Genomic DNA, 23,641 nt, shown 5'->3' with positions numbered 1-23,641 from the left:
GGGGAAGCGTGCAAGTCTTGACGGTGGGAGCGCTCCCAAGGTGGCGTGGTGATACGCACCTGTCAAGTGTTGAATCACAACTGCCTTACGTATTCGTTAACTTGAACGCACTCGAAGAACCCCGCCGCGCCACACAACCGCAGGTCCGGGCGGCGGGACGATCCGGAATCACATGCGGCCCCGCCACGCACGCCGCGACGGCAGCCTGCACCGCATAGCGACCGGGCGATTCCCCTCTCCGGTGACAGCACGTCCGGGCCGCTTTCCCGCCCCTCGGAGACCCGTACCGGAACGCGATCATCCTGAGGCGGCACCCGCGACGCGGCCGGGGCGGCGCACTGGCCGAAAACCGTCGGGGGTGCACCGACCGCAACGAGGTCCCCGACGCACACCGGCGCCCGTAGGGACGTTCGAGGACGTCGGCTGACCGGCGGCCCGCCACCCACGGAGCAGCACCGCCATGACTGGGTAGTCTCGGCTCCATGGATGACTTCCTGCCGCTGCTCCTGGTCACCGGCGCCCTCGCCGCGGTGATGGGCCTCTTTGCGTGGCTGGCATCCGTCGCCCGTCGCCGCGGTGTCGCCGGCGCGGCCATCACGGCAGCCCTGGCCTCCCACGACGAGGCGTTCCGCGTGACCGCCCACGAGGCTCATTACGAGATCCAGGCGCAAGAAGACCGCAAGACGCCGATCGAGTCGCCCGACAGCCACTGGGGCAGGCCCCGGACCGACAGAGCCGGCCGACCGGGCGCCGGAGCACGACGGCGTCCGCACGACCGTTCCCGCCGACGGCGGCGAGGGCTCGGCCGCTGGACCGATCGCCTGAAGCCCGGTCGCTGATCGGACACTGGCCGAATGCGGATCGCGCCTCGTGCCCGATCGGCCCCACCGAGACGCGTGCTGTGCATGGGCGGCGGCGCCGGGCTTTCGCCGGGCCCGGGGGATGTCGGTGAGCTGCCGTAGGGTCCGATCCCATGACGACGACACTCATGACCCATGCGGGTCCCGGTGAAGCCGAAGCGCTGGTCACGCGCACGGGGGGAATGCCGCTGGCCCCTGAAGGGCTGGCATGGCCCGGTTGTGCAACATGCGGCGGGGCGATGCAGTTCCTGGCCCAGATCGTCCTGGACGGCGTGGGCGGTCCCATCGACCGGGTCCCTCCACAGGCCGGCCATGTCATGGCGATATTCATGTGCCAGAACGATCCCGGCATGTGCGACGAGTGGAGTCCGACGGCCGGTGGAAACCGGGCCATACTTTTCCCCTCCGACGGGCTGCGGCCCATGCCCGCACCCGAGCCGGACGAGGCCGTCCTCCACCTCGGGGCCGTCAACGCCGTGACCCTGGTGTCCCTGCCTTCCCCCGACTACGGCAGCGCGCGCGAGGAATGGGCCGGCCGTAGTGGAAACGACCTGAAACATGTCCTCGGTCAGCTCGGCGGACGGCCCGAGTGGCTGCAGGACGACGAGACACCCACGTGTCCCACATGCACCCGGCCCATGGACCTGGTCGCGCAGCTCGAGGAGGGGCCGGACCACGCGACGGCCATGAACTTCGGCGGCTGCGGCACGGCGTTCGCCTTCGCCTGCGCGCCGTGCGCCCAGGCCGCCTTCCTGTGGCAGTGCTGATCGACGGAAACCGGTAACCCCGCCCGGCGCGCTCATCCGCATCCTGGTCACACAGACACGACAAGGCCCGGCGCCGGTCATCACTGTCCACCCGGCAGAGGAGGAGTCCATGGCATTGGCCGAGAACCGCTCACACCATGGTTGAGTCCTGGAGCTTCGACGAGAGCAAAGCGCCCGTGGCGGCCGATGAGGCCCTTGATGTGCTGTGCCGCAGGATCGCCGAAGGGCGGCTCGAGTCGTGGCCGGCCGGCTCATCAGGGCAATTGCTTGCCGTCGTGACCAACACCGAACGCATGATGGTGACGCTGCTCAACGACGAAGGTGATCCTGGAGAGCACGCTGTGAGCCCCGGAGCCGAAGGCCGCAGCCGGGGCTTCGTCCTGACGAACGGGCAGGACGACGAGTATGCCGACGAAGACACGGTGCCTCTCCCCGAGGCGTTCCGGATCGTCCGCCACATCCTGGCCGAGGGATCGCCGCCGCCCGATGCGGCGTGGACGGTCGACCACTGAACACAGACGCACCCCCCTTCCGGACAGGCCGAGATGGAACGCGGCTCGGTGTGCGACGGCGTAGGTGCCGCGCCGTCAGGCCGTCGGAGTTCCGTCACCGCCGGACGACGGACCGACGCTCCCCGTACACAGTCCTCAGACGCCCGCCGCTCGCGCCGCCTCGTACACCTCGGCCGCCACGTCGATCAGTTCGGCGGCGTCCCGCGTCGTGGCCTGGAGGTCCAGGATGATCTCCGGTACGCCCGTTGCCGCATGCTCCACCAGGTCCTCGACGATCTGGGCCACACTGCCCTGGAACGGCTGCCGGTCCGTGCCGTCGAACGGCTTGGCGCTGTACGTCGCGTTGGCGCGGGCGCAGACGCCGATCTGCTGGGCCCTGCCGCGCTCGGCGGCCACGTCCTGTACGCGCTGCCACTGTCCGGCCAGCGTCGCGGCGCCCATGGCGACGGGCATCCAGCCGTCCGCCCGGTCCACCAGCCGCCGGGTGGCGCGCGGGCTGTTGGCCGGCAGATAGACCGGAATGGGGCGAACAGGCTTGGGGCCGACCTCTGCCGGCGCGATGGTGGTCAACTCCCCCTGGTACGAGACCGGGTCCGGGCCCCAGACGGCCGCGCAGACGTCCAGCAGTTCGTCCAGGACCGCACCACGCTTCTCGAACGGGGCGACCGAGGCGGCCGCGTACTCGTCGAGGGACCAGCCGGTTCCGAATCCGGCGATCACCCGGCCGCTGCTCGCGACGTCGAGCGACGCGAGTGAACGGGCCAGCTGGAGCGGTACGTGCAGCGGGGCGATCAGGACGCTGGTGCCGAGCCTGGCCCGTTCGGTGGCCGCAGCGGCCAGTGTGAGCGTCACGAGCGGGTCGGCGACGCTGCGGTACTGATCCGGCCACGGCAGCCCGGGTACGCCGTACAGCCCCTGGGTGGCGGGATCGGGGAAGAGCACGCGCTCGAAGACCCACAGACTCTCGTACCCGGCTGCTTCCGCCGCACGTGCCACCGCGGCCACATCGCGGCCGATGTCGTACTGCTTCATCTGCGGAAGGCCGAGACCGAGCGAGACCGGCATGCGTGCACTCCTTCAGGGGGATGGCGGTCCAACTACCGTATGCCACTTGCCGATTGCCTGCAGGTGACGACGCGGGCACAGGAGGGTGAATGTGCGCGCCGGGAAGAAACGCGCGCACCGTCGCCGAACAGCGCGCGTAGCCTCAATAAAAATCACCCGCCACGTCCCTTTTGGCCGCTCGTTTAGCATGTGTCAGCGCATGAAACCTTCACAGACAGGTGAATGTCATCGACAGGCGAACGGTTTCCAGAATTCTCGCCGTGGGGGCAGCCGGGGCCTCGCTGTCGGCGCTTTCGGTGACATCGGCCTTGGCCCCCGACCGGAAAGGGGCCGCGGTGAGCGGCATCGGAAAACCGGGGAACACATCTTTCGGCACGCTGAAGCAGATCGATGCCGGCGTCCTGAACGTCGGGTACGCCGAGGCCGGCCCCGCCGACGGTCCCGCGGTCGTCCTTCTGCACGGCTGGCCCTACGACATTCACAGCTACGTCGACGTGGCACCTTTGCTGGCCAGACACGGCTACAGGGTGATCGTCCCGTATCTGCGCGGCTACGGGACGACGCGCTTCCTCTCGAGCAAGACGTTCCTCAATGCTCAGCAGGCGGTGTTCGCTCTCGACCTCATCGCGCTGATGGACGCACTGAAGATCAAGAAGGCGATTCTCGCCGGCTTCGACTGGGGATCGCGGACGGCTGACATCGTCGCGGCACTCTGGCCGGAACGCTGCAAGGCGCTGGTCTCGGTGTCCGGCTATCTGATCACCAACCGTGAGCGCAACAAGAAGCCGCTGGCGCCGCGGGCCGAGTGGGCGTGGTGGTATCAGTACTACTTCGCGACGGAAAGGGGCCGACTCGGCCTCGACCGGTACAGGCACGATTTTGCGAAGCTGATCTGGAAGAACGTCTCCCCGACGTGGAGTTTCGATGACGCAACGTTCCAGCGCACGGCGACGGCTTTCGACAATCCGAATTGGGTTCCCATCGTGATCCACAACTACCGCTGGCGACTCGGCCTGGCCGAGGGCGAGCCACGATTCGACGGTATCGAGAAGAAACTTGCCCGAAGCCCCGTCATCTCGCTGCCCACGATCACCCTGGACGGTGAGCGGGACCCCTTCACTCCTCCCGGCGACGGCGCCGGGTATCGCGACCGATTCACGGGAAAATACGCCCACCGGACACTGAAGGGCATCGGTCACAACGTGCCGCAGGAAGCCCCCGAAGCCTTTGCCGAGGCTGTCGTCGACGTCGACCGTCTTTGACCGGACGGCTTACGCATGGCCGCAGTGACGCGGGTGAGCGGGAACTCCGCACGGGCCAGAGTGCCGGCACCGTTCGGCGGGGCGGCATACGAACGGGCCGGGCCGGTCGGCCTGTGTGCCGGATTCGGGTCGACCGTTCCGACGATCACATCCTGACCAGGTGCTTCGTGCCCTGCGCACGGTGACGGCGTGCGACGCCGCGTGGAGGTTGCCCCGGGGTGGTGTCCGGGACGACTCTGGAGGAGGCACGGCCTGCGGCTCCGCGACATGGCGGCAGGCTGTGCATCCGGGACGACGGAGAGGCGTCGGCCGTGGACGGTCGGGAGTCTGCGGGGAAGCAGCCCGGCGCGAGTGGTCACCGGACTGTGCCGCACACCGCGGACATGCAGGTGGAGACGTGGTCGTCGACGGCCGAGGGCTGCATCGGTGAGGCGGTGCGCGCAGTGGTGGAGAGTTTCGCCGACATGTCCGGGGCCGCGGTCGTCGGAGAACGCGCGTACGCGGTCACGGCGGAGTCCGACGAGGACCTGCTGGTGTCCGTCCTGGAGGAGGTCGTCTACCGGATGGATGCCGACGGTGAGATCCCGCTCGACGTGGAGATGGGGCCGATCCGGTCCGTGGGGGACGGCCGGAGCCTGGCGGTCCGCTTCCGGATGGCCGATGCGGACACTGCCGTGCCGGTCGGTGCGGTACCGAAGGCCGTTGCGCTGCACGGCCTGCTGCTGCGGGGCGGCCCCGGCGGCTGGACCTGCCGGGTGACCCTCGACGTCTGAGTACGGGACGGGAAGGGACAGGATCATGGCGCTCACGGTGGCACTGGCCGGCGACACCATGCTCGGGCGCGGCGTCGCCGAGGCGCTGCGCCGCTCGCCGGCGCCGGGGACGCTGTTCTCCTCAGGGGTCAGGGAGGCGCTCACGGAGGCGGACCTGTTCGTGCTCAACCTGGAGTGCTGTGTCTCCGACCGCGGGCACCGCTGGCCCGACCCGCGGAAAGCCTTCTTCTTCCGCGCTCCGCCCGCCGCCGCGAGGGTACTGGCCGAACTGGAGGTGGACTGTGTGACGCTCGCCAACAACCACGCTCTGGACTACGGGTTCGATGCCATGGCCGACACCCTCACCCTGCTGGCCGGGGCGGGCGTCCGCGCGGTCGGCGCCGGGGCGGACGTACGCGCGGCCCGGGAATTCGCGGTGCTGGAGGCGGGCGGTGTGCGGTTGGCGGTGGTGGGCGTCACGGACCACCCGGAGGAGTACGCGGCCGGGGCGGACCGTCCCGGTGCGGCCTGGGCCGATCTCCCCTCGGGGGTGCCCGGCTGGCTGACGGAACTGGTGGCCCGGGCCGCTGCGGCGGCGGATGTCGTGCTGGTCACTCCGCACTGGGGTCCCAACATGACCTCCCGGCCACCGCACCATGTGGCGGCCGCGGCCCCGGAGCTTCTGGCGGCGGGAGCGACGCTGGTCGCCGGGCACTCCGCCCATGTCTTCCACGGGATCGCCGACCGCATCCTCTACGACCTGGGTGACTTCGTCGACGACTACGCCGTCGACCCGGACCTCCGCAACGACCTCGGGCTCCTCTTCCTGGTGACCCTGGACGGCCCTGATGCCGCACACCTGGTTCCCGCCCGGGTGGAGGCCGTGCCACTGGCCCTCGACTTCTGCCACACCCGCCTGGCCGGCGGAGAGGACCTGGAGTGGATCCGCGAGCGGTTCACCACCGCCTGCGCCGAGTTCGGCACCGCCGTCGCCGACCGGACCGGACGGCTGACGGTCGACTGGAGGTGAGGGACGTGGACATCGCTCTCGTGGAGAAGAGCCCGTGCCGCTTCCGTATCGAGCAACGGGAGCCGATGCGCGTACCCGGGGTGGTGTTCGCCTCGCAGGCGCTGCTGCCGCAGGCGGCCGGGGACAAGGCGCTGGAGCAGGTGGCGAACGTGGCGACGCTGCCCGGCATCGTCCGCGCCTCCTTCGCCATGCCCGACGTCCACTGGGGCTACGGGTTCCCGATCGGCGGGGTGGCCGCCACCGACATCTCCCGGGGCGGGGTCATCTCGCCCGGCGGCGTCGGGTTCGACATCTCCTGCGGCGTACGGCTGCTGGCCGCCGGCATCGACCGCGACGCGCTCGGCCGCGACCGGCTGCAGCGGCTGATGAACATCCTCGACAGCACCATCCCGCGCGGCATGGGGCGCGGCGGCCTGTGGAAGCTGTCGGGGGCCGGGGAGATCGACGAGCTGCTGGTCGGCGGCGCGCGGTACGCGGTCGAGCACGGTCATGGTGTGCCGCGCGACCTCGCGCGCTGCGAGGACTACGGCGTCCTGGACGGTGCGGCCCCGGGACAGGTGAGCAAGCGCGCCGTCGAGCGGGGCCTCCACCAGGTGGGGAGCCTCGGCTCGGGCAACCATTTCATGGAGGTCCAGGCGGTCGACCAGATCCTCGATCCGGCCACCGCGGCGGCGTTCGGGCTGCGGGTGGGCCAGGTGTGCGTCATGATCCACTGCGGCTCGCGGGGCCTGGGGCACCAGGTGTGCACCGACCACGTCCGCATGATGGACCAGGAACTGCACCGGTACGGCATCAAGGTCCCGGACCGGCAGCTGGCCTGCACGCCGGTCGACTCGCCGCGGGGCCGGGCCTATCTGGGAGCGATGGCGGCAGCCGCCAACTACGGCCGCGCCAATCGCCAGCTGCTGTCCGAAGCAGCCCGCCATGCCTTCGGGACGGCCGCGGGTGTCGGTCTGGAACTGGTCTACGACATCTCGCACAACACCGCCAAACTCGAGACCCACGAGGTGGACGGTGTGGCACGTCGGCTGTGCATCCACCGCAAGGGCGCGACGCGGGCGCTGCCGCCCGGCGACCCGAGCCTGCCCGATGACCTCGTCGGGGCGGGCCAGCCGGTACTGGTCCCGGGAACGATGGGCACCGCCTCATACGTGATGGTCGGCCTGCCCGGCAATGACGCCTTCCACTCCGCCTGCCACGGTGCCGGCCGGGTCTGGAGCCGCCACCACGCGCTGCGCATGGTCCGCGGGGAACGGCTTCGCGACGACCTGGAGGCCCAGGGCATCGCGGTGCGCCCCTCATCGTGGCGTGGTCTCGCCGAGGAGGCGCCGGAGGCGTACAAGGACGTCGACGCGGTCGCCGCGGTCACCGAGGCGGCCGGGCTCGCCCGCCCGGTCGCCCGCCTGGTGCCGCTGGGCGTCGTCAAGGGTTGAAACCGGCCCGGTGGGACGCGGCTGCCCCGTGCGTGCGGTGCGCACGGGGCGACCGCGTGGAGCGGCGGCCGGCCGGCACGACGCGTCCACCGGACGGCACAGGCCGTCACGGCGGGCTCCGGTGCGCGTCCTTCGAGGCTCGTGCCCGGCGGAACGCGAGTAGCGTGGAGCGTGGGTGCAGGATCGGCGAGACGGTCCGGTCGAGAGCCGAGAACCGTGAAGACAGCGGGACGTCCTGGCCATTCGGACGACGTCGGGCGGAGGCCGCCCTCACGGGGCGTTGAGCAGCGGCCGGCGACGCGGGCGAGCCGCACCGCCGGCGAGGAGCGACCGCGAGCGGCACGCGTCCCGCCGTGGGAGTAACCCGGGCACCGGTGTCCGCACGGGTGACCGCAGCCGGGTCCTGCCGCATCGAGGAGGTGGACCATGCAGTTCGTCGACCGCCCCGGCGCGGGGCAGCGGCTGACGCAGCCCCCTGGCGAGGACGTGGTCGTGCACGCCGGACCGGTCCGGCTCGGCGGGCAGCTGGCCGTCCCCGAAGGGGCCACGGGCGTCGTGCTGTTCGCCCACGGCAGCGGCAGCAGCCGGCACAGCCCCCGCAATCGCTTCGTCGCGGCCTCGCTGAACGAGGCAGGCCTGGCCACGCTGCTGTTCGACCTCCTCACAGCGGCGGAGGAACTGGACCGCACCCACGTCTTCGACACCGCCCTGCTGGCGGGCCGTCTGACGGACGCCACCCGCTGGCTGCTCGACCGGCCCGAGGCCCAGGGCCTCGCGGTGGGCTACTTCGGCGCCAGCACCGGTGCGGCAGCCGCTCTGGGGGCGGCGGCAGAGCCGGACTCGCCGGCCGTGGCGGTCGTCTCCCGCGGCGGCCGTCCCGACCTGGCCGGGCCCCGCCTGCCGGAGGTGACCGCGCCCACCCTGCTCATCGTGGGGGGCGAGGACGACGTGGTGCTGGATCTCAACCGCCAGGCACGGGAGCAGTTGCGCTGCGAGAGCCGGCTGGAGGTGATCCGCGGCGCCACTCACCTGTTCGAGGAGCCCGGCACTCTCGAGAAGGTGGCGGAGCTGGCCAGAGAATGGTTCACGGACCACCTGGGGCGTCCCGCAGGGGCAGGAGGCTGAGCACCGGCGCGTCGCACGGCCGCCGAAGGCCCTCGGCGATGCGGAACGAGGCCATCTATGCAACCCGCTTGTCTACGCGCATCATTGAGTTGCTTCGCTCGCACAACCATCCCCGGCCGCAACACGGGCGTCCCCGCTTCATCTCTGTGCCTGCCGGCGGCCGAGCCTGTACTTGTCATGCACTTGTCAACTCCTTGGGAGGGGCAACACGATGGCTTGCGGATCAACCAGCCTCTGGGCCGGTGAAACCAGTTGGTTCTGCTGCGGCAACGCCTGGGGCCCATGCGCCAGCGCCGGCGGCGGCGCCTGCGGCAACTGCCGGTCCAGCGCGAACCACGGCGCGTGGCCCAACGCCTCACAGGCCTGCTGGAACATCACCCGGCCCGACCTCTGCGGCGAGAACATCCCCAGACGCGGCTGCGGCGCGGTGATGAACATCAAGCACCAGTGCTCGGGCGCGACGGTGTGCATCACGATCACCGACTGCGGCCCGCGCACCAAGGACTGGTGCGGCGAGGCGACCTGCTGCAACGGCACCTGTCGCACCAACCGCGTCCTCGACCTGACCCCGGCCGCCTTCTCGGCGATCGGCAACCTCAGCTCCGGCAAGCTCCCGGTCTACATCTACGAGTGAGGAGGACCGACATGACCGTACGAAACGACCGGGCCGACGGGATGCGCCGCCGGCGCTTCCTCACCAATGCCGCCCTCGGCGGCGCGACCATCATCGGCGCGACCGCGCTCGGCGGCCTCGACGCCGAGGCGGCCTTCGCCGCGGAACCCTCGCTCGACCCCGCGATCGCCAAGTCCACTTTCGTGGAGGGCCGCATCACGGGAATCACCGGCAGCATCCTCGAGGTGGCGGGCTCCGACGGCGGCCACTCCCGGGTGCAGATGACCAACGTCACCAGCGTGTGGAAGGTACGCGCCACCACGGCCGAGGTGATCGAGGTCGGCGACGGGCTCTACGCGCGCGGCGTCCCGATGCCCGACGGCACCGTGGCCGCCGACGCGGTGTGGGTGAACATCGTGAACCTCGACACGCAGATCCGCGGCATCGCCAAGAACCGGTTGCACCTCGCCCACGGGCAGCACGAACTGGTCGGCCATGTCGCCCCGGACGCCACTGCCTCCTACGCAGGCCGCGCACTGACGTCCGACCTGTCCCGGCTGCGCATCGGGCAGAGCGCCCAGGTCCTCGGCGCCTGGCGGCCGTCCGACGACTCCGTGGACGTCGTCCGCATCTCCGTCGGGCACTGACCCAGGCCCAGGACGCAGAGAGAGGAAGAGATGCTGTCACTGACAACGGGCCTCGCCCCGCTGGTCCTTGCGGGCCTGCTCGGGTGGACCGGAGCGGTCAAGGCGTTCAGCCGGGGCACCGCACAACAGGCACCGAAGACGGTGCTGGCCCGCATACTGCGCAGCAGTGAGCGGGCCACGACGGTGCTGCGCGTGACCGGCGCAGGTGAACTCCTGATCGCCGCAGGTCTGCTGGTGGTCCCGGCGAACCCGGTTCCGGGAGCCGCCGCGGCGGTTCTCGGCGCGGGCTTCCTCGCCTACCTCGGCTACGGCCGGGCCGCGGCACCGGAGTCCTCCTGCGGCTGTTCGGCCAGTGAGGACACCCCCATCACCTGGCGGGCGTTCGCGCGGGCGGCGGTCGTACTCGTCGGCGGAGCGACGGTGGCGGTGGCACAGGACACCTGGTGGCCGACGGTCTCCGAGCGGCCGGCCGGCGCCCTCGGCTTCCTGGCCGGGGCGGCGGCGGTTCTGGTCGCCCTCTCGGCCGACCTCGACCGGTGGTGGCTGCTGCCGCTGCGCCGGACGAGGCTGCGTGTCTTCGGGCACCCGCTCCTCGGCACCGCCGCCAAGAACCAGGTGCCGGTCGCGGCGAGCGTCGAGCTCCTGGAGAACTCCCTTGCCTGGCAGGCCGCCGCACCAGTGGTCCGGTCCGCCCTGCTGGACCACTGGGAGGACGACGGCTGGCGCATTCTCCAGTACTCGGGTGTGTACGGGGACAAGGAGAACGCGCGCCCGGTCGCGGTGGTCTTCGCACTCGACGCCACGGCCGTCCGCGACAGTCCCGACCCGCTCGTCCGTGTCAGCTACGTCGACGCGGACAGCGGGGAGGCGGTGGCCGTGGACGAACTGGGCGCGGTGCCGTCGCGGAAGATTCTGCCGATGGCGGGCTGACACCGCGGACGGACACCTCGGCCCGCCACGGTCCGAGGAGTGCACATGGGCCGGACCCGCGATGTCCGCGGGTCCGGATCTGCTCGGGTCAGACCGTCCCGGCTCCGCCGAAGCGGTCGCGGTAGGTGTCCAGGTCCTCTTCGGTGATCTTGGCGAACAGGACCGGCGGCACCGTGAACGCCGTGCCCGCGGGGACGGCGTCGAGGGAGCGGGCCCGCTCCGGCGTCACCCATGTCGCCGTGTCGTCCGCGAGGATGAAGGAGCCACGCATCGCGGCGGCGGACGCCGGGATGAACGGCTCGGAGACGACCGCGTACAGGTGGATCAGGTTCATCGCCGTACGCAGGGTGAGGGCCGCCGCTTCGGGGTCGGTCTTGATCTCCAGCCAGGGGGCCTTCTCGTCGAGGTAGGCATTGCCCGCCGACCACAGGGCGCGCAGGCTGCTCGCGGCCTTGCGGAGCTGGAGGGTCTCCGTCTGCTCCTCGTACTCGGCGAGCAGCCGCGCGATCTCCTCGCCGAGCTTCGTCTCCGCCTCGCCGGCGGCGTGCCCGGCCGGGACCTCGTCGCCGAACCGCTTGCGGGAGAAGGACAGCACGCGGTTGACGAAGTTGCCGAGCGTGTCGGCCAGGTCCTTGTTGACCGTCGCGGCGAAGTGCTCCCAGGTGAACGACGAGTCGTCGGACTCGGGGGCGTTGGCGATCAGGAAGTAGCGCCAGTAGTCGGCGGGGAGGATCTCCAGAGCCGCGTCGGTGAAGATGCCGCGCTTCTGTGAGGTGGAGAACTTTCCGCCGTAGTACGTCAGCCAGTTGAAGCCCTTGACGACGTCGACCTTCTTCCACGGCTCGCGCACACCCAGCTCGGTGGCCGGGAACATCACCGTGTGGAAGGGGACGTTGTCCTTCGCCATGAACTCGGTGTACCGGACCGTGTCGTCGGCCTCGTACCACCACGACTTCCAGTCGCGGGTCTTGCCGTCCTCCGCGGCGTCGGCCCACTCCTTCGTTGCGGCGATGTACTCGATCGGGGCGTCGAACCAGACGTAGAAGACCTTGCCCTCGGCCGCCAGGTCCGGCCATGTGTCCGCCGGCACCGGGATACCCCAGTCCAGGTCACGTGTGATGGCACGGTCGTGAAGGCCCTCGGTCAGCCACTTGCGGGCGATCGAGGTGGACAGGTGCGGCCACTGCCCGCTGACGGAGGCGATCCACTCCTCCACTTCCTTCTGCAGCTTGGACTGCAGAAGGAAGAGGTGCTTGGTCTCGCGGACCTCCAGGTCCGTGGAACCGCTGATCGCCGAGCGCGGGTCGAGCAGGTCGGTGGGGTCGAGCACGCGGGTGCAGTTCTCGCACTGGTCGCCGCGGGCCTTGTCGTAGCCGCAGTGCGGGCACGTGCCCTCGACGTAGCGGTCGGGCAGGAAGCGCCCGTCGGCCGGCGAGTAGACCTGCCGGATCGCACGCTCCTCGATGAAGCCGTTCCGGTGGAGCCTGCGCGCGAAGTGCTGGGTGATCTCGGCGTTCTGCGGCGAGGAGCTGCGGCCGAAGTGATCGAAGGACAGTGCGAAGCCGTCGTACACGGCCTTCTGCGCGTCGTGCGCCCGCGCGCAGAACTCGGCGACCGGCAGCCCGGCCTCCTTGGCCGCCAGCTCCGCGGGGGTGCCGTGCTCGTCCGTCGCGCAGATGTAGAGGACGTCGTGACCGCGCCGGCGGAGGTACCGGGCGTACACATCCGCAGGAAGCATCGACCCGACCATGTTGCCCAGGTGCTTGATCCCGTTGATGTACGGCAGCGCGCTGGTGATCAGGTGTCGAGCCATCCTCGGATGCTCCCATTCGTACGTACGGCGCCGGTGGCGCGGCCACGGCATACCCAGGTCGGAGGACTGCCGCCGACGCGACCACCAAGGTCGCCGCAAAGCGTCACAGAGCATGACGTAAAGGGCGTTGCAGGTCTCCGTCATCGTATCGAACGGTCCTGCTGCCGCTCTCCTGGATTTCGCGGCCCCGCACGGCACCGGCACAGGACTCGGCCGAGCGAGTCCCGGACGGTCGAGGCGGCCCTCGTCCCGGACCGGGCTGAACTGTGAGCCGTCGTCAGATCCGGTCGGCGACATTGAGAGGTACGGCGTCACCATGGTCGCCGAGCGGGGAGCAGGCATGAAAAAATGCCCTGACCCGGGAAGGTCAGGGCGGCAGACGAGTCGGCCTGTACGCCGGGTTCTGTCGCCCGGTCGCCTCGCGGCGGCCGGGGAGACGGCCATCCATCTAGGACCGGCATTGCTGCCGGTCTCGTGCGGTCTACCCGCGAACTCGGGCGGGCAGCCCTCGGTCGTTCGCGCAGGGCCGCCTTGCGACGGCCCCTCTTGACCTTGCTCCGGGTGGGGTTTACCTAGCCGCCTGAGTCGCCTCAGGCGCTGGTGGTCTCTTACACCACCGTTTCACCCTTACCGGGGATCGAAATCTCCGGCGGTCTGTTTTCTGTGGCACTGTCCCGCGGGTCACCCCGGGTGGCCGTTAGCCACCACCCTGCCCTGTGGAGCCCGGACGTTCCTCGGGAGGTTCCGAAGATCCTCACGCGGCCGTCCGGCCGGCTCGTCTGCCGTGTCGACCATGCTACCCGGATGCGCGGGACGCCTCGGACGGAGCTGCTCGGACGAACGCTGCGATGCCTGCGGACCAGGCCGCTGCCAGGTCGGCGCCCGGGGGAAACCGGCCGTTGAGCTCCAGGACCACCATGCCGTGCGCGAACGCCCAGGCCGCCCGTGCCCGCTCCTGGTCGCCGTCGACCGCACGGGAGAGCGGGGCCGCGGCGCGTTCCTGCAGACCGGGCGGGAGTGCCGTCGCGTCCACGGGGCGTGCGGTGGTGAGGAGGTAGAGGTGGGGGTGGGCCAGGGCGTAGGCGCGGTACGCGGTGGCGAGGGCCGGGAACGATCCGGGGTCGACGGACTCGGCCGCTTCCAGCGTCTCGGCCGTCTCCCGCAGCACCTCGCCGGCCAGGGCCGTCAGGACGGACGACTTGTCCGGGAAGTGCTTGTAGAGGGACGGCGCCGTGATCCCGATGCTGTCGGCGAGCCGGCGCATCGTGAGGGCCTCCGGGCCTTCCGCCTCCAGGAGCGTGCGCGCGGCGGCGATGATCTGACGGCACCGGTCCGTCGCATGGCCCGGGACGCGGCCCGCCGTGGGGGCCATGACACGTTCAGTCACGCTGGAAGCCTTCCTTCGTACGAGCCCGCCGGGGTGCCCCGGAGTCCGTGGAGCCTGTCGGAGCCCGTTGCCGAAGGCGTGATCGTACGAGATGGCGGGCGGGGCAGCCGCACGGCGCCACGCCGCCCGACCGTCCGCGCCGTCGCCGCGCTCATGCGGGGGCGAACAGGACCTTCGCCGTGCCCGGGTCCGCCTGGGTGAGACGGACCCGGAGGCGTTCGCCCAGGGGGAGTTCGGTCGTGCCGCCGTTGATGCGCGCGACGACGGCGGGCTGCTCGATGTGGACCGTGCCGATCGTGGGTTCCTCGTCCTGTACGTCGACCACGTACCCGTCGAAGACCGCGCCCACCCGGTCGCTGAGGAGTGCCGCCTCGACCAGGTCGACGCACTCGCGCTCCACCGCGTTGGCGCGCTGGGTGCCCTCGCCCATTTCCTTCGGGAGGTCGGGAAGGGCGGCCATCACCCACTCGGGTGGCTGCTGGTCGGCGACCGCCGCGACACACAGCTCGGCCGCGTACCGGTCGACGAGGCGGCGCAGCGGTGCCGTGCAGTGCGTGTAGAGGTCGGCGACGGCGGCGTGGACGGCGGGGGTGGGGAGGTCGCCGTGGTCGAAGACCGTGTAGCCCGCGCCGCGCAGCAGCGTGGTGCATTCCTGGAGGAAGGCGGCGTGGCCGGCCTTCTTCGGGTCGAGTGCGCGGACGACCTCGGCGTACGGCACGTGATGCGGCCAGTCGATGTGGAGCGCCTCGGCCGAGCGGCGCAGACGGGCGACGGCGCCGTCCGGGGCCACCGGGAGCGTGCGCAGGATGCCGGTGCCCGATTCGGCCATCAACCGGGCCGCGGCCATGCCCGTGAGGAGGGAGATCTGGGCGTTCCAGCCGTCGGCGGGCAGCGGGGCGCGGTACTCCAGCCCGTACGTGCCGTCACGCTGGACGATCTCCTGCTCGGGCACGTCGAGCGAGATGCCGCCGCGGGCGATCTCCTGTTCCTCACGGAGCCGGCCGATGGTCTCCAGCAGTGCGAGGGGTTCCTCGGCGGTGCCCGCGTCGATCTGCCGCTGGACCTCCGTGTAGTTCAGCTTGGCCCTGCTCCGGATCATGGCCCGCCGTACGTCGGTGGCGACGGCGCCGCCCTCCGCGTCGAGGTCGATCCGCCAGAGCAGCACGGGGCGGTTCTGCCCGGCGAGGAGGCTGGCGGCGCCTTCGGAGAGGAGGGTGGGGTGCAGCGGCACCTTTTCGTCGGGGAAGTAGAGCGTCGTCACCCGGCGGTGGGCCTCGGTGTCGAGTGCGCCGCCGGGGCGTACGAAGGCGGCGACGTCGGCGATGGCGTAGTGCACGCGGAAGCCGTGCGGACGGCGTTCGAGGTACATCGCCTGGTCGAGGTCGGTGGACGTGGGCGGGTCGATGGTGAAGAACGGGACGTCCGTCACGTCCTGGTGTCCGGTCAGGACGAGGGACTTCGCCACCTGCTCCGCCTCCGCGAGAACCTCGGTCGGGAAGTCGGCGGGCAGTCCGAGCGCGGTGCGCAGTTCGCGCAGGGCCGCCCTCAGCGGGGTGTCGGCTGCGCCGGTCATGTGGAGATGGCGGCGGGGCATGGACCGAGCGTATGGCGGGGCGGAGTGGGCGGCATCCCGGGTGGGGGGCCGCCGCCTCGGGGCTCGGGGGTGGCCGGGTGCCGGCCGGTACGGGGCCGGGGGCCGGGGCGTGCGGAGTGCCCGCCCCCGTACGCTGGCGTGACGGCCTGTGCAGTTCTGGGCCCTTCCCCGTTCGTACGAAGGAGAACCGCCGTGCTCGTGCTGTTGCCGCCCTCCGAAGGAAAGGCCGCCTCGGGGCGCGGAGCACCCCTGAAGCCGGAGTCGCTGTCCCTGCCGGGGCTCGCGGCGGCGCGGGCGGCGGTCCTGGACGAGCTGGTCGAGCTGTGCACGGCGGACGAGGAGAAGGCCCGCGAGGTGCTCGGGCTGAGCGACGGGCTGCGCGGCGAGATCGCGAAGAACGTCGCGCTGCGCACGGCGGGGACCCGGCCGGCCGGGGAGATCTACACCGGGGTGCTGTACGACGCACTGGACCTGGCGTCCCTGGACACCGCGGCCCGGCGGCGGGCCGGGAAGTCGTTGCTGGTCCTGTCCGGGCTGTGGGGCGCCGTGCGGGTGGGCGACCGGATTCCGTCGTACCGCTGCTCGATGGGGGTGAAGCTGCCGGGGCTCGGCGCGCTGGGTGCGCACTGGCGTGCGTCGATGGCCGAGGTCATGCCGGAGGTGGCCGGGGACGGGCTCGTACTGGACCTGCGGTCGTCCGCGTACACGGCGGCGTGGAAGCCGAAGGGGGCGGTGGCGGAGCGCACGGCGAGTGTGCGGGTGCTGCACTCCCAGGTGGTGGACGGGGTGGAGAAGCGTTCCGTGGTCAGCCACTTCAACAAGGCGACCAAGGGGCGGATGGTCCGCGACCTGCTGCAGTCGGGGGCGCAGCCGAAGGGGCCCGCGCAACTGGTGGACGTGTTGCGGGAGCTGGGTTACGTCGTGGAGGCGGAGGCTCCCGGGCGGGCGGGGCGGGCGTGGTCGCTCGATGTGGTCGTAACGGAGATTCACTGACACACAGACGAGAGTTGTTGCAACATGCGCAACGCTCGTTGCGTAGGGTGCGGTGGCACGGCAAGATGAACCCATGACCTCCCCCTCGGTGCTGAATCTTGCCCCTGTTGTCCCCGTTGTCGTCCTGGAGGACGCCGCCGACGCGGTGCCGCTCGCCCGGGCCCTGGTCGCGGGTGGGCTCCCGGCCATCGAGGTGACGTTGCGGACCGCTGCGGCGCTGGACGCGATCGAGGCGATCGCGGCGGAGGTGCCGGACGCGGTGGTGGGGGCGGGCACGGTGATCTCCGCACGGAACGTCGCCGACACGGTGGCGGCCGGGGCACGGTTCCTGGTCAGTCCCGGCTGGACAGATCCGCTGCTGGACGCGATGAAGGCGGCCGGGGTGCCGTTCCTGCCGGGGGTCTCGACGACGTCCGAGGTCGTTGCGCTGCTGGAGCGCGGCGTCACCGAGATGAAGTTCTTCCCGGCGGAGGCGGCGGGCGGCACGGCGTATCTGAAGGCGCTGTCCGCACCGCTCCCCCAGGCCCGGTTCTGTCCGACGGGCGGCATCTCGCCCGCCTCGGCGCCGACGTACCTGGCACTGCCGAACGTCGGCTGCGTGGGCGGCAGTTGGATGGTGCCGGGGGATGCACTGGCGGCGAAGGACTGGGCGCGGGTGGAACGGTTGGCGGGCGAGGCGGCGGCGCTGCGGGGCTGATTCCTCCCCCGTCCGGGGCGCCGGCTTCGCTCCGGCCCGGGGGCGCCCCGACGGGGCGGAGGCCGGAGCGCCTCACGCCCCTCCCCGGGGAGCCCCGGTCCCTAGTGCTGTGACCGGAAAGGTTCACCGGCTCGCGCCGCCCGGCAAACCTTTCCGGTCACAGCTCTAGCGCAGGTGCGACGTGTCGTTCAGCAGACGCAGGGAGGCGTTGCCGTCCGCGTAGTACGCCACCGCCGACAGCGACGCCGCCGAGAGCTCCATCCGGAACAGGGAATCCGGTGGGGCTCCCAGAGCCAGGCGGACCAGGGTCTTGATCGGGGTCACGTGGGTGACCAGGAGCACCGTGCGGCCCGCGCAGCGGGTGGTCAGGCGGTCCCGGGCGGCCGAGACCCGGCGGGCGACCTCGGCGAAGCTCTCGCCGCCGCCCGTGGGAGGCGTTCGCGTGGAGGCGAGCCAGGCGTCCAGGTCGGGGCCGTACCGTTCACGGACCTCGGCGAACGTCAGGCCCTCCCAGGCCCCGAAGTCCGTCTCGCGCAGCCCGTCCTCGATCTGGACGGGCAGGCCCAGTCGGGCACCCACCGTCGCCGCTGTTTCGCGGCAGCGCCGCAGCGGGGAGCTGACGATCTCCTGAATGGTGCCGCGGGCGGCGAGGGACTCCGCCACGCGTTCGGCCTGGTGGCGGCCGGCTGCCGAGAGTTCCGGGTCGCTGCCGCCACTGCCCGAGAACCGCTTCTCCGGCGTGAGGGCCGTCTCGCCGTGCCGGAGCAGGACGAACGTGGCCGGTGCGCCGAGGTCCGCGGCGCTCCAGCCGACCTGCGGAGTGGCCGCGGGTTCGCGGCGGATGGACATCGCCGCCCGTGCCTTCGCCGCGCCCGCCGCCGCGTCACCGGGCGGACCCCCGACCGGCGGCAGGTCGAGGGCAGGCGTACGGGGCGTGTCGAGTGCGGCCGTCGACGCCGACGGTTCCCACTGCCTGCCCCGCTTGCCCGCGTCCATCGCCTCGTTGGCGAGCCGGTCCGCGTGCTTGTTCTTCTCGCGCGGGATCCACTCATAGGTGACCGCGGCCGCCGGAAGAATCCGCGCCGCCTCCGCCGCGAGCGGCTTCATGTCGGGGTGCTTGATCTTCCAGCGGCCCGACATCTGTTCCACGACCAGCTTGGAGTCCATCCGGACGCGCACCTGCAGCGCACCGTCCGCCGACGCGTCCGGCACCAGTGCCTTCGCGGCCTTCAGGCCGGCGATGAGGCCCTTGTACTCGGCCACGTTGTTCGTCGCGACGCCGATGTACTCGGCGGCCTCGGCGAGGGTCTCCCCCGTCACCTGGTCGATCACGACCGCGCCGTAACCGGCGGGCCCCGGGTTGCCCCGGGAGCCGCCGTCGGCCTCGATGACGAACCGGCGGGATTGCGTCATTACAGGCCCGACTCCGCCGTACGGACCAGAATGCGGTGGCAGTTCTCGCAGCGCAGCACCGTGTCCGGGGACGCCGCCTTCACGTCGTTGACCTCGGTGATGTTCAGCTCCAGCCGGCAGCCCTCGCAGCGGCGCTGGTACAGGCGCGCGGCGCCCACCCCGCCCGACTGGGCGCGGAGCCGGTCGTACAGCTTGAGCAGGTCCGCCGGTACGGAGCCGGCGACGATCTCGCGCTCCTTCGTGACGCTCGCGGTCTCCTCGTCGAGCGCCTGCGTCGCGACGTCCCGGCGCTCGGTCGCGTCGTCGACCTTGGCCTGGACGGCGGAGACGCGTGCGGTCAGCTCGGTGACACGCTCCTGCGCGGACTCGCGGCGCTCCATGACCTCGAGGACGACGTCCTCCAGGTCGCCCTGGCGCTTGGCCAGCGAGGCGATCTCGCGCTGCAGGCTCTCCAGGTCCTTCGGCGAGGTGATCGCGCCGGAGTCCAGCCGCTGCTGGTCGCGGACGGCGCGCTGGCGCACCTGGTCGACGTCCTGCTCCGCCTTGGTCTGCTCGCGGGCGGTGTCGCTCTCCTCGGTCTGCGAGGCGACCAGCAGGTCTCGGAGTTGGGCGAGGTCGGCCGTGAGCGACTCGATCTCGGTGTGCTCGGGCAGCGACTTGCGCTTGTGGGCGAGCTGCGACAGCCGTACGTCGAGGGCCTGGACGTCGAGAAGTCGGATCTGGTCGGCGGGCGCGGCGTTCAGTTGGGGGCTCCAGAAGAGTGGTGGGTGGTCCAGGGGTCGGTGACCTGCTTCGAGACATGGACCCGCAGGCCCCATCCGTGGCGGTCGGAAATCGCGTCGAGCTGCGCTGCGGCCTGTTCGCACCAGGGCCATTCGGTGGCCCAGTGCGCGGCGTCGACCAGGCCGATCGGGGACTGCTGAACGGCCTCCGAGGCCGGGTGGTGGCGCAGATCCGCAGTGAGGAAGGCGTCGACGCCCGCGGCGCGCACCGCGTCGAAAAGGCTGTCGCCGGAGCCGCCGCTGACCGCGACGGTACGGACGACGGCCTCCGGGTCGCCGGCCATGCGGATGCCCTGCGCGGTGGCGGGCAGCCGGGCGGCGGCGCGGGCGGCGAACTCGCGCAGGGTCTCGGGGTGGTCCAGTTCGCAGATCCGGCCGAGGCCGCGAAGGCCCTTGGGGTCGGTCGGGTCCGGGACCAGGGGGCCGGTGACGCGCAGGTCCAGGGCGCCGGCGAGGGCGTCGGAGACTCCGGGCTCGGCGGTGTCGGCGTTGGTGTGCGCGACGTGCAGGGCGATGTCGTGCTTGATGAGGGTGTGCACGACCCGGCCCTTGAAGGTGTCGGCAGCGACGGTCGTCGTCCCCCGCAGATAGAGCGGGTGATGGGTGACGATCAGCTGGGCGCCGAGCTTGACCGCCTCGTCGGCGACCTCCTGGACGGGGTCGACGGCGAAGAGCACGCGGTCGACCTCGGCGGCCGGATTGTCGACGTCTCCGCAGACCGTGCCGACCGCGTCCCACCCCTCGGCCCGCGCGGGGGGCCACAGGGCGTCGAGCGCGGCGAGGACTTCAGACAGACGGGGCACGGAGGAAAGGCTACCTTCCGTCCGTGCCCCGCTGCCCATGACTGCGATGACCTGTGGATACCTGTGGGTGACCTGCGACGGGCCGACCGCGGTCGGTCACGTGCCGTCACGCACCGTTCCGGTGGCGGTCACCGTTGTGTGCGGTCGTTACTTGACCAGGTCCGCGCGCAGGTCGTCGAGGACCATGTTCGCCGCCGTGACACCGAGGCCGAGGTACCAGGTCTCGTCCGGGACGTCCTTCGCCCGGCCCTCCTTGACCGCCTTCAGGTTCTTCCACAGCGGGTTGGACTGGGTGGTGTCGCGCTTGGTGGCCTTCGGGTCGCCGTAGACACCGGTGAAGATCCAGTCGGCGTCCGCCTCGTCGATCTTCTCCGGACTGATCTCCGCGGCCAGGTCGTTGATCTGCTGGTTCTTGGGCCGCGGCAGACCGGCGTCCTCGAGGATCGTGCCGATGAACGACGCCTTGGCGTAGAGACGGATCCGGTCCGGCAGGTAGCGGACCATGGAGATGGTCGGCTTGTCGGGGCCGATGTCCTCGCCGAGCTTCGCGGCCTTCTTCTCGTACGCGTCGAGCTCGCTCTTCGCCTTGGCGGTCTTGTCCAGCGCCGCCGCGTTGAGGAGGTAGTTCTCCTTCCAGGTGAAGCCCGGACGGATGGAGAACACGGTCGGCGCGATCTTGGAGAGCTGGTCGTACTTGTCGGCGGCACGCAGCTGGCTGCCGAGGATCAGGTCCGGCTTCAGCCCCGCGATCGCCTCGAGGTTGAGGTTGTTGATCGTGCCGACGTTCTTCGGGTTGCCCGCGTCCTTCTTCAGGTACGAGGGGATGGCCGCGTCACCCTCGGAGGGGGCGTAACCGACCGGCTTCACACCGAGCGAGACGACGTTGTCGAACTCGCCGACGTCCAGCACGACGACCCGCTTCGGCGCGGACTTGAGCTCGGTCTTGCCCATGGCGTGGGTGAGGGTCCGCGGGAACTGGCCCGCCTCGGCGTCCGTCCCGTACCCGGCCGTCTTCTTCGCCGCGTCGCCGAAGTCCTTGCCGCCCGTCGCGACGGCCGCCTTCTTGTCGCCACCGGACTTGGCCGAGTCGTCCGTCTTCCCGCTGTCGCCGCTGCCGCATGCCGAGAGGGCGAGGGCGGCGGCAACTGCCAGGCCGACTGCTGCGGTGCTGCGGCGTCGTATCGACATCACGTACTCACTTGCTCCAGTTGAAGGACTCACAGGGAATGCTTAGGGATGCCTAACCTTAGCTACCCACCAGGTCGGGAGCACAACCGCCCCCTCACTCTCAGGTAAATGCGGGCATCGCCACCCTTATGTGTGAAGTGGCAGTGCCCGTGTTGTTCGGCAGGAAGTGCGAAAACTAGCTTCGGTTGCCGGAGGTGACGAGCACATGACTGCCTGTGCCATCGAGGGCGAGACCACCGGGGCCGCCACGACGGTGAGCCTCACGTCGGAAGAGGCGAGAGAAGTGGAAGAACCCGAGAGGCGGGAGAAGGCGGAGACATCCGCGGGGCGGGAGAAGGCCGGAGGGCCACAGGGGCCGGCGGGGGCGGAGAGGCCCGAGGGGGTGGGTGCGCCCGCACGGGCGGATGTGCCCGCAGGGGTGGCGGCGCCCGCAGTGGACGGCGGGCCTGGCGAGACGGCTGAGCCCGGTGCCCCTGGTGGGCCGAACGCCCTGGGTACGGCCGGTGGAATCGCCGGACGGGCCGGCACGTTCACCATCGCCGCCGACGGTTCGTACGCCGCACGGCTCACACGCTCCGGAGCGGCCGGCGCCGCCTCCTGGTTCCCCGAGCGCTGGACACTCGACGGGTACGAGCCGTACGCCGTGCCGCTCCCCCTCGGGCAGCCGGAGGAACCGGACTCCGAGGTACTGCCGCTCTCCGACGGCCGCGTACTGATCCGGCGGCGGGTGGCGGACCGTCACACCTTCTCGCTGCTCTACCCGACCGGCCCCGGGACGGGCGAACTGCCGCTCGGTGCCATCGAATGCGCGAACGACGCGTCCCTGACCCTGCTGCCGCCCTCGCCGGACGGCGCGCATGCGTACGCACTTTCGGTCGGGGAACGGTCGACCACCGTCTGGCTGGTGGCGGGCGGGGGGTTCGGGCCGGAGCGCGTCGCCGATGTGCCGGGGCGGTGTTCCGGCGGGGTGTGGCTGGACCGGACGGGGCACATGCTGGCCCTGGACCGGGAGCCGGTGGGCGGCGGGCCGGTGAAGGCGGTCGCCGTGGACCTGGGGCGGGGCGGCGAGGTGACGCCGCTGCTGCAGATCGCGCCGGACAGCAACGACCGGCTGCTGCTCGCCGAACCTGACAGCGGGCTGCTGCTGATCCGCTCCGACGCGCCGGGACACGACCGGCTCGGGTGGGGCGTGCTCGGCAGTTCCCTGCCGGTGCGTTTCCCGGAGTGTCTGCGGCCGGCGGATGTGGCGGTGACGCCGTTCGCCGTCCAGCCGGGGCAGGTGCTGATGCCGGAGAGCTGTGCGGTGGCGCTGCGGATCGACGGGGCGGCCGGCAGCTGGGTCGGGGTGTGGCGCCCGGCGGGGCGTCGGCTGCATCAACTCCCCGTCCCCGAGGGGTGGCTGGCCGGGTCGGGGCTGTGGACCAGGGACGGGGTGCTCAAGCTGCCGTACGCGAACGGGGACGTGCCGTGCGGGGTGGCCCTGATGGCGCCGCCGGTGGACGAGGAACCCGGCGCCGGGCCGGCGTGGGCGGCGGCCACGGAAAGCGGTATGCAACCGTCCGCGGCCGCCGCGCCTCCTGCAGTGTGTAAGCCGGTTCCACTGGGGCAGGCGCCTCTCGTGGGGCGTACGGCTCCCGTCTAGGATTCCGGGCCTGGGGGCTACGCAGCCAATCGGGGCGGTTGCCGACGGTGACCGCGTCGGGCGGTGGCGCGCTGGTCCCGGTGACATACACGCAAGCGAACACAACGGGGTGACTTCCCACATGTCTGAAGCCCGAACCGACACGACCCAGACGCGTCCGCCGGGGGCGGACGCCGAACGGGCCGAAGCCGGCGGCTCCGGAAAGCACCGAGGGGGTGTGTCGATGGAGAGCACGGACGTACAGCCGCACGGTCGCCACCGGCGCCCCGCCGGGGAGCGCAGCAGGGCGGCCCGGCCGCAATAACTCGACGAGGGAGGGAAGGGCCTCCGCGG

At 71.3% G+C, this 23,641-nt stretch carries 23 protein-coding genes, 1 other RNA gene and 1 pseudogene; 15 read left to right on the top strand and 10 right to left on the bottom strand.

What is annotated here, in order from left to right; translation table 11 throughout:
• Nucleotides 1-482 precede the first annotated feature (482 nt).
• The 3 genes from OG878_RS27780 (at nucleotide 483) to OG878_RS27770 (ending at nucleotide 2,139) form a co-directional block, all read left to right on the top strand.
• Entirely contained in the window at nucleotides 483-839 is a 357-nt protein-coding gene (locus tag OG878_RS27780; protein WP_328889303.1) for a hypothetical protein, read from the top strand.
• A 134-nt stretch (nucleotides 840-973) separates the two neighbouring features.
• On the top strand, nucleotides 974-1,627 hold the full coding sequence (locus tag OG878_RS27775; RefSeq protein WP_328889302.1) for a DUF1963 domain-containing protein: 654 nt from the start codon (nucleotides 974-976) through the stop codon (nucleotides 1,625-1,627).
• A gap of 137 nt (nucleotides 1,628-1,764) precedes the next feature.
• Nucleotides 1,765-2,139, top strand: coding sequence for a hypothetical protein (locus OG878_RS27770; RefSeq protein WP_328889301.1), 375 nt, complete (start codon nucleotides 1,765-1,767; stop codon nucleotides 2,137-2,139).
• A 135-nt stretch (nucleotides 2,140-2,274) separates the two neighbouring features.
• Here OG878_RS27770 and OG878_RS27765 read toward each other — a convergent pair whose 3' ends face one another.
• Nucleotides 2,275-3,204 (bottom strand): LLM class F420-dependent oxidoreductase, encoded by a 930-nt coding sequence (locus OG878_RS27765; RefSeq protein WP_328889300.1) that lies wholly within the window; start codon nucleotides 3,202-3,204, stop codon nucleotides 2,275-2,277.
• A gap of 218 nt (nucleotides 3,205-3,422) precedes the next feature.
• Between OG878_RS27765 and OG878_RS27760 the strand changes: the two genes are divergently transcribed.
• The 5 genes and pseudogenes from OG878_RS27760 to OG878_RS27740 form a co-directional block, all read left to right on the top strand.
• Nucleotides 3,423-4,466 carry an alpha/beta fold hydrolase gene (locus OG878_RS27760; RefSeq protein WP_328889299.1) on the top strand — a complete coding sequence of 348 codons (1,044 nt, stop codon included), beginning with the start codon at nucleotides 3,423-3,425 and terminating at the stop codon, nucleotides 4,464-4,466.
• Between the two features lie 311 nt (nucleotides 4,467-4,777).
• Entirely contained in the window at nucleotides 4,778-5,239 is a 462-nt protein-coding gene (locus OG878_RS27755) for an archease (protein ID WP_328889298.1), read from the top strand.
• A gap of 25 nt (nucleotides 5,240-5,264) precedes the next feature.
• Entirely contained in the window at nucleotides 5,265-6,248 is a 984-nt protein-coding gene (locus tag OG878_RS27750) for a CapA family protein (RefSeq protein ID WP_328889297.1), read from the top strand.
• 5 nt (nucleotides 6,249-6,253) lie between these two features.
• Nucleotides 6,254-7,681, top strand: a complete 1,428-nt coding sequence (locus OG878_RS27745; protein ID WP_328889296.1) for an RtcB family protein — start codon at nucleotides 6,254-6,256, stop codon at nucleotides 7,679-7,681.
• A gap of 480 nt (nucleotides 7,682-8,161) precedes the next feature.
• Nucleotides 8,162-8,806: pseudogene (locus tag OG878_RS27740) on the top strand (dienelactone hydrolase family protein); the annotation flags it as partial.
• Nucleotides 8,807-8,992: 186 nt separating this feature from the next.
• On the opposite strand, the gene OG878_RS27735 reads toward OG878_RS27740, so the two are convergent.
• Nucleotides 8,993-9,244 carry a hypothetical protein gene (locus tag OG878_RS27735; RefSeq protein ID WP_328889295.1) on the bottom strand — a complete coding sequence of 84 codons (252 nt, stop codon included), beginning with the start codon at nucleotides 9,242-9,244 and terminating at the stop codon, nucleotides 8,993-8,995.
• Here OG878_RS27735 and OG878_RS27730 point away from each other — a divergent pair.
• From OG878_RS27730 to OG878_RS27720, 3 genes are read left to right on the top strand one after another with little or no spacing between them, the layout of a single operon-like run.
• Nucleotides 9,237-9,440, top strand: coding sequence for an RlpA-like double-psi beta-barrel domain-containing protein (locus OG878_RS27730; RefSeq protein ID WP_328889294.1), 204 nt, complete (start codon nucleotides 9,237-9,239; stop codon nucleotides 9,438-9,440). The two genes, OG878_RS27735 and OG878_RS27730, sit on opposite strands and share 8 nt — an antisense overlap.
• An 11-nt stretch (nucleotides 9,441-9,451) precedes the next feature.
• A complete protein-coding gene (locus OG878_RS27725; RefSeq protein WP_328889293.1) occupies nucleotides 9,452-10,066 on the top strand; it encodes a cell wall protein in 615 nt (204 codons plus the stop codon).
• A gap of 30 nt (nucleotides 10,067-10,096) precedes the next feature.
• Nucleotides 10,097-10,996, top strand: a complete 900-nt coding sequence (locus OG878_RS27720; RefSeq protein ID WP_328889292.1) for a MauE/DoxX family redox-associated membrane protein — start codon at nucleotides 10,097-10,099, stop codon at nucleotides 10,994-10,996.
• A gap of 88 nt (nucleotides 10,997-11,084) precedes the next feature.
• On the opposite strand, the gene metG is transcribed toward OG878_RS27720, so the two are convergent.
• From metG to OG878_RS27700, 4 genes are all read right to left on the bottom strand, one after another.
• A complete protein-coding gene (gene metG, locus OG878_RS27715; protein ID WP_328889291.1) occupies nucleotides 11,085-12,809 on the bottom strand; it encodes a methionine--tRNA ligase in 1,725 nt (574 codons plus the stop codon).
• Nucleotides 12,810-13,185: 376 nt separating this feature from the next.
• Nucleotides 13,186-13,587, bottom strand: an RNA gene (gene rnpB / locus OG878_RS27710) — RNase P RNA component class A.
• 18 nt (nucleotides 13,588-13,605) lie between these two features.
• Nucleotides 13,606-14,181, bottom strand: a complete 576-nt coding sequence (locus OG878_RS27705; RefSeq protein WP_328891400.1) for a TetR/AcrR family transcriptional regulator — start codon at nucleotides 14,179-14,181, stop codon at nucleotides 13,606-13,608.
• Between the two features lie 166 nt (nucleotides 14,182-14,347).
• Nucleotides 14,348-15,790, bottom strand: a complete 1,443-nt coding sequence (locus OG878_RS27700) for an RNB domain-containing ribonuclease (RefSeq protein ID WP_328889290.1) — start codon at nucleotides 15,788-15,790, stop codon at nucleotides 14,348-14,350.
• A gap of 192 nt (nucleotides 15,791-15,982) precedes the next feature.
• On the opposite strand from OG878_RS27700, the gene yaaA reads away from it, so the two are divergent.
• Together yaaA and eda are read left to right on the top strand one after the other, a co-directional pair.
• Nucleotides 15,983-16,783: a peroxide stress protein YaaA gene (yaaA, locus tag OG878_RS27695; RefSeq protein WP_328889289.1), complete on the top strand. Its 801-nt coding sequence runs from the start codon at nucleotides 15,983-15,985 to the stop codon at nucleotides 16,781-16,783.
• 73 nt (nucleotides 16,784-16,856) lie between these two features.
• Nucleotides 16,857-17,480: a bifunctional 4-hydroxy-2-oxoglutarate aldolase/2-dehydro-3-deoxy-phosphogluconate aldolase gene (gene eda, locus OG878_RS27690; protein WP_328889288.1), complete on the top strand. Its 624-nt coding sequence runs from the start codon at nucleotides 16,857-16,859 to the stop codon at nucleotides 17,478-17,480.
• Nucleotides 17,481-17,645: 165 nt separating this feature from the next.
• On the opposite strand, the gene OG878_RS27685 is transcribed toward eda, so the two are convergent.
• From OG878_RS27685 to OG878_RS27670, 4 genes are all read right to left on the bottom strand, one after another.
• Complete coding sequence (locus OG878_RS27685; protein ID WP_328889287.1) at nucleotides 17,646-18,893, bottom strand: bifunctional RNase H/acid phosphatase; 1,248 nt, start codon at nucleotides 18,891-18,893, stop codon at nucleotides 17,646-17,648.
• Nucleotides 18,893-19,636, bottom strand: coding sequence for a zinc ribbon domain-containing protein (locus tag OG878_RS27680; protein ID WP_328891399.1), 744 nt, complete (start codon nucleotides 19,634-19,636; stop codon nucleotides 18,893-18,895). Before OG878_RS27680 ends, OG878_RS27685 begins: the two co-directional genes overlap by 1 nt.
• Nucleotides 19,633-20,478, bottom strand: coding sequence for a Nif3-like dinuclear metal center hexameric protein (locus OG878_RS27675; protein WP_328889286.1), 846 nt, complete (start codon nucleotides 20,476-20,478; stop codon nucleotides 19,633-19,635). Before OG878_RS27675 ends, OG878_RS27680 begins: the two co-directional genes overlap by 4 nt.
• Before the next feature lie 147 nt (nucleotides 20,479-20,625).
• A complete protein-coding gene (locus tag OG878_RS27670; RefSeq protein WP_328889285.1) occupies nucleotides 20,626-21,666 on the bottom strand; it encodes an ABC transporter substrate-binding protein in 1,041 nt (346 codons plus the stop codon).
• Between the two features lie 205 nt (nucleotides 21,667-21,871).
• On the opposite strand from OG878_RS27670, the gene OG878_RS27665 reads away from it, so the two are divergent.
• Nucleotides 21,872-23,308 (top strand): hypothetical protein, encoded by a 1,437-nt coding sequence (locus tag OG878_RS27665; RefSeq protein WP_328889284.1) that lies wholly within the window; start codon nucleotides 21,872-21,874, stop codon nucleotides 23,306-23,308.
• 121 nt (nucleotides 23,309-23,429) lie between these two features.
• On the top strand, nucleotides 23,430-23,612 hold the full coding sequence (locus OG878_RS27660) for a hypothetical protein (RefSeq protein ID WP_328889283.1): 183 nt from the start codon (nucleotides 23,430-23,432) through the stop codon (nucleotides 23,610-23,612).
• Nucleotides 23,613-23,641 lie beyond the last annotated feature (29 nt).

Source organism: Streptomyces sp. NBC_00316 (assembly GCF_036158715.1).
Taxonomy (GTDB): domain Bacteria; phylum Actinomycetota; class Actinomycetes; order Streptomycetales; family Streptomycetaceae; genus Streptomyces.
The sequence above is the reverse complement of the archived record's forward strand: the minus strand, read 5'-3'. Positions and strand labels throughout refer to the sequence as shown.

Excerpts from the sequence above, each read along its gene's own strand:
- OG878_RS27780 (WP_328889303.1), top strand. The coding sequence starts at position 483 with ATGGATGACTTCCTGCCGCTGCTCCTGGTCACCGGCGCCCTCGCCGCG.
- OG878_RS27720 (WP_328889292.1), top strand. The coding sequence starts at position 10,097 with ATGCTGTCACTGACAACGGGCCTCGCCCCGCTGGTCCTTGCGGGCCTG.
- OG878_RS27685 (WP_328889287.1), bottom strand. The coding sequence starts at position 18,893 with ATGACGCAATCCCGCCGGTTCGTCATCGAGGCCGACGGCGGCTCCCGG.
- OG878_RS27725 (WP_328889293.1), top strand. The coding sequence starts at position 9,452 with ATGACCGTACGAAACGACCGGGCCGACGGGATGCGCCGCCGGCGCTTC.
- OG878_RS27705 (WP_328891400.1), bottom strand. The coding sequence starts at position 14,181 with ATGGCCCCCACGGCGGGCCGCGTCCCGGGCCATGCGACGGACCGGTGC.
- OG878_RS27665 (WP_328889284.1), top strand. The coding sequence starts at position 21,872 with ATGACTGCCTGTGCCATCGAGGGCGAGACCACCGGGGCCGCCACGACG.
- OG878_RS27735 (WP_328889295.1), bottom strand. The coding sequence starts at position 9,244 with ATGTTCATCACCGCGCCGCAGCCGCGTCTGGGGATGTTCTCGCCGCAG.
- OG878_RS27770 (WP_328889301.1), top strand. The coding sequence starts at position 1,765 with ATGGTTGAGTCCTGGAGCTTCGACGAGAGCAAAGCGCCCGTGGCGGCC.
- OG878_RS27765 (WP_328889300.1), bottom strand. The coding sequence starts at position 3,204 with ATGCCGGTCTCGCTCGGTCTCGGCCTTCCGCAGATGAAGCAGTACGAC.
- OG878_RS27660 (WP_328889283.1), top strand. The coding sequence starts at position 23,430 with ATGTCTGAAGCCCGAACCGACACGACCCAGACGCGTCCGCCGGGGGCG.
- OG878_RS27700 (WP_328889290.1), bottom strand. The coding sequence starts at position 15,790 with ATGCCCCGCCGCCATCTCCACATGACCGGCGCAGCCGACACCCCGCTG.
- eda (WP_328889288.1), top strand. The coding sequence starts at position 16,857 with ATGACCTCCCCCTCGGTGCTGAATCTTGCCCCTGTTGTCCCCGTTGTC.
- metG (WP_328889291.1), bottom strand. The coding sequence starts at position 12,809 with ATGGCTCGACACCTGATCACCAGCGCGCTGCCGTACATCAACGGGATC.
- OG878_RS27730 (WP_328889294.1), top strand. The coding sequence starts at position 9,237 with ATGAACATCAAGCACCAGTGCTCGGGCGCGACGGTGTGCATCACGATC.
- OG878_RS27775 (WP_328889302.1), top strand. The coding sequence starts at position 974 with ATGACGACGACACTCATGACCCATGCGGGTCCCGGTGAAGCCGAAGCG.
- OG878_RS27750 (WP_328889297.1), top strand. The coding sequence starts at position 5,265 with ATGGCGCTCACGGTGGCACTGGCCGGCGACACCATGCTCGGGCGCGGC.
- OG878_RS27670 (WP_328889285.1), bottom strand. The coding sequence starts at position 21,666 with ATGTCGATACGACGCCGCAGCACCGCAGCAGTCGGCCTGGCAGTTGCC.